The organism is Bacillus sp. AK128, assembly GCF_053903075.1.
The window spans coordinates 1,757,816-1,771,693 of record NZ_CP096379.1; the positions used below are offsets into that span (position 1 = coordinate 1,757,816).

Annotated in this window: 9 protein-coding genes; all 9 read left to right on the plus strand. The window is 35.9% G+C overall.

Annotated features, from left to right (window positions below):
• The first annotated feature begins 100 nt into the window (after window positions 1–100).
• The 9 genes from M1D60_RS08620 (at window position 101) to M1D60_RS08660 (ending at window position 13,845) form a co-directional block, all read left to right on the plus strand.
• On the plus strand, window positions 101–2,629 hold the full coding sequence (locus tag M1D60_RS08620) for a GH39 family glycosyl hydrolase (RefSeq protein ID WP_456278751.1): 2,529 nt from the start codon (window positions 101–103) through the stop codon (window positions 2,627–2,629).
• Window positions 2,630–3,274: 645 nt separating this feature from the next.
• On the plus strand, window positions 3,275–6,022 hold the full coding sequence (locus tag M1D60_RS08625) for a glycoside hydrolase family 3 N-terminal domain-containing protein (RefSeq protein ID WP_456278752.1): 2,748 nt from the start codon (window positions 3,275–3,277) through the stop codon (window positions 6,020–6,022).
• A gap of 74 nt (window positions 6,023–6,096) precedes the next feature.
• Window positions 6,097–8,433 (plus strand): glycoside hydrolase family 3 C-terminal domain-containing protein, encoded by a 2,337-nt coding sequence (locus M1D60_RS08630; RefSeq protein WP_456278753.1) that lies wholly within the window; start codon window positions 6,097–6,099, stop codon window positions 8,431–8,433.
• A gap of 168 nt (window positions 8,434–8,601) precedes the next feature.
• A complete protein-coding gene (locus M1D60_RS08635) occupies window positions 8,602–9,309 on the plus strand; it encodes an HAD family hydrolase (RefSeq protein ID WP_456278754.1) in 708 nt (235 codons plus the stop codon).
• A gap of 255 nt (window positions 9,310–9,564) precedes the next feature.
• Window positions 9,565–10,464, plus strand: a complete 900-nt coding sequence (locus M1D60_RS08640) for a M23 family metallopeptidase (RefSeq protein ID WP_456278755.1) — start codon at window positions 9,565–9,567, stop codon at window positions 10,462–10,464.
• Window positions 10,465–10,775: 311 nt separating this feature from the next.
• Window positions 10,776–10,979: a helix-turn-helix transcriptional regulator gene (locus M1D60_RS08645; protein ID WP_456278756.1), complete on the plus strand. Its 204-nt coding sequence runs from the start codon at window positions 10,776–10,778 to the stop codon at window positions 10,977–10,979.
• A gap of 1 nt (window position 10,980) precedes the next feature.
• Window positions 10,981–11,658, plus strand: a complete 678-nt coding sequence (locus M1D60_RS08650) for a DUF3169 family protein (RefSeq protein WP_456278757.1) — start codon at window positions 10,981–10,983, stop codon at window positions 11,656–11,658.
• Between the two features lie 32 nt (window positions 11,659–11,690).
• A complete protein-coding gene (locus tag M1D60_RS08655; RefSeq protein ID WP_456278758.1) occupies window positions 11,691–12,617 on the plus strand; it encodes an ABC transporter ATP-binding protein in 927 nt (308 codons plus the stop codon).
• On the plus strand, window positions 12,610–13,845 hold the full coding sequence (locus M1D60_RS08660) for an ABC transporter permease (protein ID WP_456278759.1): 1,236 nt from the start codon (window positions 12,610–12,612) through the stop codon (window positions 13,843–13,845). The genes M1D60_RS08655 and M1D60_RS08660 overlap by 8 nt, the downstream gene beginning before the upstream one ends.
• Window positions 13,846–13,878 lie beyond the last annotated feature (33 nt).

A 13,878-nucleotide genomic window follows, 5' to 3' on the forward strand; every position in this document is an offset into this window, starting at 1 on the left:
ATTTAATTATTACACACTTGTAATATGGCTAGTCTACTTAGTTGTTAACAGTTTCTGATTATGCTAAAGTAAATTTAATTTTCGGGGGAGGAGAAAGAACATGGATACCCGTTACCAATATGAGCAAATAGATTACCAAGTTGATTTGCCAATTAAAATTTTTACACAAACCGTTGAACGTTTTCCATTTCATTGGCACGAGGATCTTGAACTCCTTTTCGTTCTAGATGGCTCCTTAGAGATAAGGGTTAATCGGGATAGCTTTCACCTTGAGGAAGGGGATTTGTTCCTTGTGAATGGGAACGAACTCCATTTCGTTACCTCTAAAACTGCAGTAGGAAAAACACATGTTTTAGCTCTTCAAATTGATCATAAATATGTAAAAAAACATAATATTAATCTTTCTGAAAAAAGGTTTTATTTAAACTCAAAAGAGATGCAAACTAAATCTACATACACACTTGATCAGATTAAATACATATTAGCAAACATGATGGATCTCATACTTAACAGCAAAAATCTGTACCACTTAAAAATTGAGAAATTATTACTTGAGTTGATCGTCATACTATTGGAACATTATGAACTCCCTACACAAACCAAGGAAATAGAAATAGATCGCGATCAAAGACTGTTAGAAATTCTAAAATATATGAATCACCACTGTATGGATTCTCAATTAAGCTTACAGGGAATTGCAGATGAGTTTGCGTTAAATCCACAATATTTATCAAGATATTTTAAGTTAAATGTTGGGGAATCTTTCAAAAAGAAACTAGATAGCATCAGGCTAAATAAATCATTATTTTCATTAAGAACAACAGATGAGACGATTACAGAAATAGCACTAAAATATGGCTTCCCAGATAGCAAAGCTTATTACAGGGTATTTAAAGAAGTAGTCGGAATTACACCGATGCAATACCGAGAGGAATATAAAATTGATATTGAAAAAAACATTCCTAAAGATTACCTGAATATAAATAGCCGTGAATCACTGGCGAATTTATTCAAACACCTAGAGAAAAAAGACAACAGAAATGATGAAAATAGAAAAGACTTGATATCTGCAAGGGAACAATATCATATTGATCTAAAGCAATCTAAAGGAAAGATTACTCAAACCTTTACTAAATTAATGACCTTCGGATATGCCCCTCACGCTCTGAGAAGGGATTTCACCGATCAGCTACATCAAATCCAAGAAGAAATAGGGTTTGAATATGTTCGATTTCATGGAATCTTCGCCGATCAACTTCTTGTTTATAATGAGAAGCAGGATGGAACCTATTATTTTAATTTCAATCATATTGACTCTCTTTTAGATAATTTATTACAAGCAAATGTAAAGCCTTTTATTGAAATAGGCTTTATGCCAAAGGATCTAGCGAGTACAGAAGATAAGATTTTCTGGTGGAATGCGTTCGTTTCCCCACCTAAGGATATGAAACGGTGGTTAGCATTGTTAGACGCTTTTTTCAAACATATCATTAACCGCTACGGTTTAGTAGAGGTAAGAACCTGGTATTTTGAATTTTGGAATGAACCTGAGGTTAGAAGTTTTTGGTCGGGAACCGAAGAAGAGTTTTTTGAGTTGTATGGAGAAAGTTATAAAAAAATTAAAAGCATTGATTCTGAAATAAAACTAGGTGGATTTGGGCTTATGTCACTTGCGGGCAACTGGTTGGAAAGCTTTGAGTCTTTTATGAAGAAAAAAAATCTCCACATAGATTTTATTAGTTTTCATGTTTATAACCTTTCTATCAACAAAAAACCAATAAAAAAACCACTACCTAAGCTTGATAATGTTAGCGTTTCAGAAAATCCTATTGAACAGTTCTCTGAATTTGGAAGTGTCATGTTAGGGGATGAACATAATCTTACTAATAAAATTGACCAGACGATCCAAAAACTTAAAACATACCAGTTCGCTGATGAAATATGGATTTCAGAATGGAATGCAAGCATAAATAGTAGAGACTTACTACATGATACTTGCTACATGGGTACGTTTGTTGTTAAAAATTCCATTCAAAACTATTGGAAAGTGTCGGGGATGGGTTTTTGGACTTTTACAGATATATTTGAAGAGTTTCAATTAGAACAACCTTTATTTCATGGTGGGTTTGGACTTATGACATATAATGGTATAAAAAAAGCTGCCTACCATGCCTATTATTTTCTAAGTAAGTTGGGAGACGAATTGATTTATCAAGAAGATGATATCATTGTGACAAGAAAAGGGAATGATTATCAGATTTTACTGTATAATTATAGTCATCCAAATCAACTATATCGATCATTTGACTATTCCCAATTAAATCAAACCAGTCGCTATACCGTATTTGAAACTGAAAATAAAAAAAATCACGAATTACTTTTGTATGGTTTAAATGGAAGCTATCTAATAAAGAAACAATTTGTTAATAGAAAACAGGGTTCCTCCTACGATGCGTGGGTAGATATAGGGGCACCACAACATCTAGATACAGATATGCTAAATTATCTTAAAGGAAAAGCAAAACCAGGAATCCATATAGAATCAGTAACAGTAGAGGATCAATATACCTTACTTACGACCCTTCAACCGCACGAGGTTCAGTTTATTGAAATAAAGCAAAAGTATTAATAGTGGGGATACTTTTATCTAGCATTCGCAATACAATTTTTACTACATCTACATAAAGTGCAATGGGCAATGTCAATATGACAATGCCCATTTTTTTATTGTTTTGGAAATTATAAAATAATCGATTTGTGGATAACTAGTGTCAGTGCATTTCAATCCAGCTCCAGCGCCCAGCCCCTCGAGGTTAAATAACCTGAAGAGAAGAAAATGGAAAGATCACCATTTTCTTCTCTTCAGAACATTTACTTGTCTGGGCTAAATGGGGCGCTTGCGCTTTTTGTTCTGAAAAAGTCAAAAATCGGAATAGCATTTCTTAATTAATGGAATGTACTCGATGACTTTGGATAGTATATTGTAGCTAAGGAGTAAGACAGTACTCTTTCAAAATCAAATCGATCTATTATGGAAAAGGTGGGAGGGATAAATAAGATTAGATACGATCTTTAACCTAAACAATAGTGATGGAGATAAGAGTTTTTTAGAATGAAATGGAAGCGTTATCTCGTTAAATTAAAGTGGAGAGAACTAGTTGTGAAAGATTGTTAGATTTTATTTCGGTGGAAAATTTGCAATTAGAGATTCGGACACTTTATATAAAAGTTTACAACTAGATTTGCTTTGAAATGAAAGGTAGGAGGGGTCATTATGATTGAATACTTTAAAAAGAGACAAGCAAGGAAGCAAGAAATATTGCAACGTGTGAGGGAAGATAAGGCTAAACGTAAGGAAAGAAAGCAAGAAATTGCTGCTATGTCAGAGGCTGAGCGAAAAGGAGCAATTGTAAGCGATAAACATTTGCGAAAAGAACAAAAACAACAACAAAAAGAAGAACTAAAATCATTAAGCCGTAAAGAAAGAAAAGTAGCGAAAAAAGAAGCTAAAATATACAAAAAACTTAAAAATAGACCAAGACGAATTGCGGGATGGTCAGTTGTTGCGCTGCTAGTACTAACAGTTGGTGTAACAGTAGGACCAACAGTTTCAAGTGTCGTTGGGAACGTTACTGGTAAACATATTACGATTGATACAACAAGTGATGAAGGTATTAAAGCCAGAGAAGCTGCTGATGTTGTTTCAGAAAAAATTGCAAACGAAGGTTTAGTTTTATTAAAAAATGAAAATAACTCACTTCCGTTAGCTGATAAAAAAATCAATGTATTCGGTTCAACTGCATTTACTTTTAAATATGGTGGTGGTGGTTCTGGTGCTTCAGACCAAACTCGTGCTGTTGATTTATTTGATGCGCTGAAGAATGCAGGGGTTGAATATAATCAGGAGCTATATGACTACTATTCTGGATTGCCGGAATTAGAAGGAGTAACAGGTGAGTCAGATACTGGTATTGTTCAAGTAGTAAAAGGGATGTTAAGTAGTAGCGAAGCAGCTGGAGAACCAGATGTAAGTGATGCTGCCTTAACCCAAGCGAAAGAGTACTCTGAAAATGCGATGATTATTATTCAGAGTGAAGGTGTAGAAGCATCAGATGTAAGTATGGATCAATTAAAGTTATCAGATGAAATGCATGGCTTAGTCAAAAAAGTGGCTGAAAACTTTAGTAATGTTACTCTTATTGTCAATGCTGGTAATACTTTAGAGTTAGGATTTGTTGATGAGTATCCAAGTATTCAGTCTGTTCTGTGGGTTGGAACACCTGGACCATTTGGAACAAACTCACTTGCTAAAGTACTTTCAGGAGAATTAAACCCTTCTGGACGTATCACTGATACGTATGTATATGATGTGGAATCTTCACCAGCAAGTGAAAATTTCGGAGATTATCAGTATGAGAATTTAGATAAAGCTTATCTTAATTATGAAGAAGGAATTTATGTAGGATACAGATTCTATGAGACTTATTATCAAGGGAATGAAGAAGGATACAAACAAGCGGTTCAATTTCCTTTCGGTTCTGGTCTAAGTTTTACAACATTTGATTGGAATATCGTGAATTCACAATTAAATAATGATTCTATTGAATTACAAGTAGAAGTGAAAAATACAGGCGAAGTAGCTGGTAAGGATGTGGTTCAAGTCTACTATTCTGCTCCTTACACACCAGGTGGAATCGAGAAGTCTGCCATTAACTTAGCTACATTTGCAAAAACGAAGTCACTAGAACCAGGTGAGTCTGAAGTAGTAACGATTAAGTATGATACAAGAGATATGGCTTCTTACGATATGGCAAATGAGAACTATATTTTAGAAAAAGGAACATACCAAATTAAACTTGGTAAAAATGTTCATGTGATTGACAGTACCCTTGATTTCGAACTAGCTGAGAATCTTGTCTACAAAGCTGATGCTGATACAGGAACAGAATACAAAAATCGTTTTACTCAATCAGAAAATGAATTAACGATTCTTTCTCGTAACGATTGGGAAGGGACATACCCATCAGATGAGGATGATTCAAAAGTTGCATCAGATCAAGTGATTGAAAGAGTTCAAGGACATGAGTTCAATAATGATATGGAAATGCCTACAACAGGTGCTGACAATGGTCTCAAATTAGAAGACTTAAAAGGTTTAGATTATGATGACCCTAAATGGGACGAATTTTTAGACCAATTAACTGTTGATCAAATGATCGACTATGTTACAGAAGGTGCTTATCATACAAGAGAAATTGATGAGCTAGGTATTCCGAAAACAGTATTAATGGATGGACCTGCTGGATTTAGTTTCTTTTTTAAACAATTTGAAGCAGGTGCATACCCAACAGAAATCGTAATGGCATCAACTTGGAATAAAGAGTTAGCCTACGAGATGGGTGAAGTGATTGGAAAAGAAGCAAAAGCATACGGAATCCATGGGTGGTATGCACCAGCTCTTAATATTCACCGTACTCCACAGGGTGGAAGAAACTTTGAGTATATGTCAGAAGACCCTGTTTTAAACGGTATGATTGGTGCTGGTATGTCAAAAGGTGCACAGGATCAAGGTGTTACAGTATTTATGAAGCACTTTATCATGAATGAGCAGGAAACCAATGCAAGATCCGGGCTTCTAGTATGGTCTAATGAACAAGCGATGCGCGAAATTCACCTGCGTCCTTTCGAAATGACTGTAAAAGAGGCTGGCGTAACTGGTGCAATGTCTAGTTTCTCTTACATTGATGGAAAATGGGCAAATCCAGAATTATTAAATGGAATGCTAAGAGATGAGTGGGGCTTTGAAGGCGTAGTATCTTCAGATGCGGTGTTCGGATTCATGGAACCACAAAAAGCTATAACGTCTGGTAATGACTTAATGTTAGATGTCTTATCGGTTACAAAGAACAAACAACTATTAGAAGAAGCATATAATGAGAATCCAGAAGCGATTACAGTAGGACTACGAACTAGCATGCATAACTCACTATATGCAACACTTAAAACATATCTTTTTAACTAACGTATTTTGATATATGGAGAGAAGGCGGCCAAAATTCGCCTTCTTCCTATTTCTATAGAAAAGTGGTGTGAAATATGAAGTATAAAGATTTAATAAATCAGATGACTTTAGAAGAGAAAGCTTCCCTCATGTCTGGACAAAACTTCTGGAATACAAAGGCAATTGAACGTCTGGGAATACCTTCCATTATGCTAACCGACGGACCACACGGACTGCGTAAACAGGGTGGGAAGGCTGATCATCTTGGATTAAATAAAAGTCTACCAGCAACTTGTTACCCAACAGCTGCAACGCTAGCAAATAGCTGGGATAAGTCACTTGTTTATAACGTAGGACGTGATATTGGTAAGGAAGCTCGCAGTGAAAAAGTAAGTGTCTTGCTTGGTCCGGGTTTAAATATTAAACGTAATCCACTATGTGGACGTAATTTTGAATATTTTTCGGAAGACCCTTACTTGACTGGTGAACTAGCTAGTGAAATGGTAAAGGGAATTCAATCAAATGGTATTTCAGCTTGCCCTAAGCATTATGCTGTGAATAGTCAGGAGCATTTGCGAATGACAATTGATGAAATTGTTGATGAACGTTCGCTCCGAGAAATATATTTAACAGGATTTGAGAAAGTTGTAAAAGAGAGTAATCCGTATACAATGATGTCTTCTTATAATAAGGTAAATGGGGAATATGCAAATGAAAATCAACATTTAGCGAATGACATTTTGTATACTGAATGGGGCTTTGACGGTGTGGTTGTAACGGACTGGGGAGGAAATAATGACCGTGTTGCAGGGTTAAATGCTCATAATCAGTTAGAAATGCCATCTACTAACGGAATTACTGATAAGGAAATTGTTGATGCAATCAATGCAGGAACATTGGATGAATCCATTTTAGATCATGCCGTAGATCAGTTACTGTCTCTCATTTATAAAGTACGTTTAGATGATCAAGACCTAGGACAAGTAGATTATGAAGAGCATCACAACAAGGCAGTTGAAGCTGCTCGACAGTCTATGGTACTTCTGAAAAATGAAAATAATATTCTTCCACTTAAAGCGGGAACACAAGTGGCGGTTATTGGTGATTTTGCAAAAAATCCAAGATACCAAGGTGCAGGGAGTTCATTAATTAATCCCTATAAATTAAGTAGTGCGTTTGATAGTTTAGAAAAGTCTTCTTTAAATATTGCTGGGTATGCACAAGGATTTAAGCGTATGGGAGAAAAGAGCAGTAAATTATTGCAGGAAGCAACAAGTCTTGCGAAATCTGCTGAAGTAGTGCTTTTATTCATTGGTCTTGATGAAAGCAAAGAGGCAGAAGGTGTAGATCGAGAGGATTTAAAACTAGCTGAAAACCAGTTAGAGCTTGTTGAGTCAATTGTTAAGGTAAATAAGAATGTCGTCGTTGTACTATCGGGTGGAGGTGCCCTTGAATTACCATTTGCAGATCAAGTACAAGGGATGATTCACACTTATCTTTCTGGACAAGGTGGGGGTGAAGCAATTGTTGACATATTGCTTGGTAAATATAATCCAAGTGGTAAATTAAGTGAAACATTCCCACTTCGTTACAATGATGTTCCATCCTCTCCGTACTACCCTGGACATCAAGCAACAAGTGAACATAAAGAAGGACTATTCATTGGATATAGATATTTTGAAACGGCAAATGTACCCGTCCGTTATCCATTTGGGTATGGGCTATCTTATACTACCTTTGAATACAGTGATATGGTGCTTGATGACTTAACTGTAAGATTTAATTTAACAAATACAGGTGAAGTTGCAGGAGCAGAGGTTGCTCAACTGTATATTGAAAAGGTGAATTCAAAAATTTTCCGATCAAAGATAGAATTGAAAGCTTTTGACAAGGTCTACTTAGAACCAGGTGAAACGAAGCAAGTGACACTAACATTAACGAACCGAGATTTTTCTTATTATAATCCTGAAATGAAGGATTGGGAGGTTGAATCAGGGGTTTACAAGATTCTAGTAGGAAGTACAATCCAAGAGATTCACTTAGAGGAAACTCTGGAGTTGGAAGGTGTTACTCCAACTGTATTCTTAAAGACCGAATTTCCAAACTACGCAGAGGCTAATGCAAAGAAAATTACTGATTCTGAGTTTGAAAAATTATTAGGTAGAAAACTTCCAGCTAAAAATTGGGATCGTCATAAAGATTTAGGAATGAATGACACGATTAACCAAGCCCAGTATAAAAACTGGGTAGGAAAATTGCTTTACCATTCTATTATGTTTTTCCACTATTTCTTTAAAAAGATTGGAAAACCATTAACGGCAAATAATGTGTACTTTGTGATCAACATGCCATTTAGACAAATTGACCGCTTTTCGGGTGGGAAAGTGAGTAAGAAGAATGTTGAGAGAGTGCTGCGGTGGATTAATCGATAATATTGAAACGTTGATCTTTAACAATAACTAGAAACGGCACCTTTCCCACTTGTCAGGGTAGGTGCTGTTTTTAGTTTGTTGGATTAGATGAAGGGTGAAGTTAGTTTGCTCTCTGTTTTCTCTAGCCAATAAATAAATGATATCATCATAATATAAGGAGGGCTATGAATGGATACGATAATTTTTGATGTCGATGATACACTATATGATCAAGCACAATCTTTTCATAAAACGGTGAGGAAGCTTTTTCAAGAGCCATTTTCAGACGAAGAAATCGATCAATTATATAAAGCTAGTCGTAAGTATAGCGAGATTTTATTTGATCGAAGTGAAGCAGGTGAAATATCCCAATTTGAATGGCAAACCGGACGAATCATGGCTGCCTGTAAGGATTTTGACATCCCTATAGATACGGAAAAAGCGACTGTTTTTCATGAAACGTATGTGACGGAGCAAAACAATATTACCTTGTTTCCGGAAGTCGAAGAACTATTAAATGTGCTTTACAAAGAAGGGAAACAGCTTGGAATCCTTACAAATGGTGAAGAAAAACATCAAGCAATGAAAATTAAACAACTTAGTCTTAGTCGGTGGATTCCGGCAGAGATGACGTTTATTTCTGGTACGATTGGTCATGCAAAACCGAAAAGAGAAGTATTTGATTTTATTGAAGAGAAATTGAAACTTGACCAAACCAAAACCGTGTATATCGGGGACAATTTTGAAAAAGATATAATCGGAGCAAAACAAGCAGGCTGGCAAGCGATCTGGATGAATCATCGTAAGAAGGATTTACCGACAAATACTGCCTATAAACCAGATAAAGAAGTACATAGTGCTAAGGAGTTATTAGAATTATTTACGAAAAAGGCCTAGGTCTTTTTCGTAGAAATCAGTGATTTTTATCTACAAAAGTTTCTTTGCTGTGCACTACAACCATACTTGTAACTAAAAAATATTAAGGTTAGGCGATCACTTTTCGGTGGTCGTCTTTCTTATTGGCTGTTTATCAGCTTCGTTTTTACTGGAACATAGATTATCTCGCGGCTTTCCAAGTTTGTGAAACCTTTTCGTTTTGTCACCGTATTACCATGTAATAAGTTTTGGTAGAATTTGAGAGGGTGAATATCTATGAACATAGCTGTCATACAATTAATTATTTTTCAATTGGTTTTACCAATTGTGTTTATCATTCCCTTTTTCAAAGGGCCTATGCGTAGTAAGTTGGAATGGATCATCCAATCCTTATTTACGTTGTCCTATCTATCATGGATTTTTTTCTCGTCGCCTTGGGATTGGTTCAGCTATTATTTAAGGTTTCTATGGCCTGTACTGTTCGTTCTGGGACTCTATCTTTCTTGGAAAAAAGTAAGAAATGAACCATTTAAAATTACGTACACTCGGAGCCAAAAATGGTCTATTGGTATATATGTTTTACTTGCACTAATTTTTGGCATGTATCATTTCTCTATATTTGGTGGTTATGGAACAGATGAAAAAGCGGTAGAACTAGATTTTCCATTGAAAAATGGTACCTATTATGTTGGACAGGGCGGTGGGAGTATACAAGTAAACTATCATTATGCCTATCTACCACAACAGTTTGCCCTTGATATTGTAAAACTAAATGCTTTTGGTGCAAGGGCAGCGGGTGTATATCCTAACGCGTTGGAAGAGTATACGATATTTGGTGACGAATTGTATAGTCCTTGTATGGGTCAAGTGATTGAAGTGCGGAATGATGCACCTGATTTAATACCACCCAATGCAGATCCAGAAAGACCAGAAGGGAATTATGTCAAGCTATATTGTGAGAATGAAGAAGTTGATGTTTTCATCGCTCATATGCAAGAAGGTAGTGTTGATGTAACAGTTGGAGATACTTTGCAAAAAGGACAGTTCATTGGATTAGTTGGAAATTCAGGAAACACAAGTGAACCACACCTCCACATTCATGCTGAAAGAAACGGTGAAGGTGTACCTATCCACTTTAATGGTAAGTTTCTTGTTAGAAATAGTATTGTGAGGTAAATCGGAGTTGGAAAGTTTGTACATTCAGATTAAAACTGGGTATAGGTTTAGCAATTGGTTCCGGTTTGGATGAGGATGCAAAGAAAAAAGGAAAAACGATATGGACAGTATGAAATTGAGAAATAGTATATCCCAGCGCACAAGGGATTAGTTTATTCAAATTCGTTTATAAGACAGTGTAAAAGAGGCGTGAATCTTGAGGAGGATCGCTTTTTTTATTGGATTAATGACCTATATATTTATCATTTTGACAAGTATAGTTGTCAAAATGATAAATATGATTTACACTATTAGTGTGAGGTGATGCGAATATGAAAAGCAGACTGAAAGAGCTACGTGCACGGGATGGACTAAACCAAACACAACTTGCAAAGCTTGCAAAGGTTTCAAGGCAAACCATTAGTTTAATTGAACGTGAGGAGTTTATACCGTCCTTATTAATCGCTGTTCGGATTTCCCGAATCTTTAATGAACCTGTTGAAAATGTATTTTTAATAAAGGAGGAAGAGTTATAACATGAAAAACTGGATACGGATCCTTTTAAGTGCGGTCGGCGGATTTGTCGTCGTAACATTTTTATTAAATGGTTTTACCTTTGATTTCACTGTACATGGGACTACCATTGTGGTAGGTATGTTAGTGCTTATTTTCCTATTGCTGGTGATAAGTCTCGTGATCTACAGACAAATCATTAATCTAAATCGTAAAGAAGTTTATGGTGACGATGAAGACGAAAAAGATGTGCTGATTTACAAGAAGTTTACAGATTACTCATTTTTTGGTCAGGCTAGTCTTACTTTTTCTCTTTTAGCTTTATGTATATCAGGTACTGTAAATACAGAACTTACTCTCACCATTCTAGCTATTCTAGGAATCTTTATAAGTTATTTTTTATCTATGCTTAGTGCTCGTCTATTACAACTGGTTTATCCTGAGCGAAATCTTCCGAAACTATCAGAAGCAAACTATGCAGAAAGACTCTTAGAAGCGTCAGATGAAGGTGAACGACATGTCATGCTAATAGGACTCTATAAATCCTACAATTTACTTTCTATATCTTTAGTCATTGCTATGTTACTTTCAACTGTCTATTCGATTTCGTCGGGTCAATCTCAACTATTTTCAATCATGGTAATGGGAGCAGTTTTACTGCTTGTTCATGGTAAGTATTGTGCATCAATTCGAAATAAATAAGCGTTTCACTAACAAAAGAGGGGGAATCAGTGATGGAACCTATTTTAAAGGTCGAGCATTTAAAGAAGTCATTTAAAGACACACAAGTCTTAAAGGATATCTCGTTTGAGGTGAATAAGGGAGAAATAATGGCTATTCTTGGTCCTAATGGGGCAGGTAAATCCACAACCATACGAAATATTATGGGGATTATGTATCCGGATGAAGGTAATATTACGTTTAAAGGAAATAAGGAAATTCCAAGAAATAAGATTGGTTACTTACCTGAAGAACGTGGCCTTTATAAAAATGTGAAGGTAATGGATATTCTCCTTTACTTAGCGGATTTAAAGGATTATCCAATCAAAAAAGCGAAAGAGCGGGCCCTTTTATATCTTAAGAAATTTGGACTAGAAGGGAAAGACAAATCTTCTCTTGAGGAATTGTCAAAAGGAATGGGGCAAAAGGTTCAGTTTATCGCCTCTATTATACATGAACCAGAGTTTTTAATACTTGATGAGCCTTTTTCTGGACTTGACCCGGTCAGTCAGGAGTTATTTAAACAAGAGATTAGGAATCTAGCGGCAGGTGGTACTGCTATTCTATTATCTTCTCATCAAATGAATCTAGTTGAGGAGATGTGTGACCGATTGTTCTTAATCCATCGTGGGGAAAAGGTGATCTATGGGACGATGGATAATGTGAAAAAGGAGTACGCAAATTTCAAGTGCACGATCAAAGGAAGAAACAAAGTGGAAGATCTTGAAAAGCTACCTAAAGTTCAACGTGTCGAGCAAAGGGAAGGCGCCGTTATTTTATACTTAACGAAAGACATAGAAGTGGCAAGCTGGCTGAGGAATTTACCAGATACATTAGAAATAAATGAATTATCTATAGACAGAGTTTCTCTTCATGAAATCTTCATTGATATTGCTACTGATAAAAATTTGTTAAAGGAAGGGGCTGAGGTCGATGCGTAATGCTCTAAAGGTTGCAAAGTGGGAAATAAGAAGAAACATGAAAAATAAATCCTTTCTTATTGGATTGTTCTTAACGCCTATATTATTTTTAGGCTTTATGTTAATTGGGAGTTTATTCGGGGATTCTGAGCCAACTGAAGAACCAGTAGTACATCTCCTTATTAATGACAGCATCGGTGTATTTAACACTCTTGAAGAAACAGCTAAGACTTTAGATTTGAATGTGGAACTAGAGCAGACTGATACAAGCAAGGAAGTTATGATAGAAGATCTGAAGCAAATGGAAAACACTGCATATATTTTCATTAATGAATCTTCTTATGAAAGTGGTTTGTATTCTGTCTACACGAGCGAAGAGATGAATTCATATTTTATGAGCCAAATTCAAGCATTTGCAACACCTTTAAAGGCAGTCCAAATGAGAGATTTGGGTTTATCAGATGAAGAATTGATGGCTGTTTCAAAAGAAATTGTTTTTGAAGAAGCATCGTTAACCGAAGAGGTAGCTAATGAAGAAAGCGGTGAATCGTTAGGTGGAGAATCGTTAGAACGTGTGATACCTGGAGCATTTGCTGGAATTATTCTTTTATCCATTGTGTTCTCAGGAATGTATATATTCCAAAGTGCTTCCCAGGAAAAGAAGGATAAAGTTGCAGAAATTATCTTATCTTCTTTAACACCAAGTGAATTAATGCAAGGGAAAATAATAGGTTATTTTGGACTTGGGATGATCCAGGCAATTGTTTACTTAGTCTTTGGATTACCGATTGCACTGTGGAAGTTAGACATTCCTTTGTTTGAGTATCTATTAGTTCCAGAACTTCTCTTATTTGTTGCGATCGCGATCATGGGGTACTTTCTTTATGCAGCTATCTTTGTTGGAGTTGGCGCGACGATGGCAGACATGTCCTCAGCGGGCAACTTTCAAGGCATGGTAATGATGCTTCCTTTCTTACCGTTTATGTTTATAGGTCCAGTATTTAGTGACCCGAGTGGTTTCTTTGCACAAGTGGGTACCTATATTCCTTTTAGTGCACCAGGTGTATTATTATTACGTCTAAGTTTATTAGAGAGCTGGCCATGGGTTGAGATTGCTATTTCATTAGCTATTTTATTAGTTAGTATTTGGGTGTTTATGAAGCTTGCAGGTAAAATCTTTAAGGTTGGGATCTTAATGTACGGTAAAAATGCGTCTCCAAAAGAAATGTTAAAGTGGTTACGTGCTTAATTCTTACTTTTTCTTGATATAAAATTAAATTCC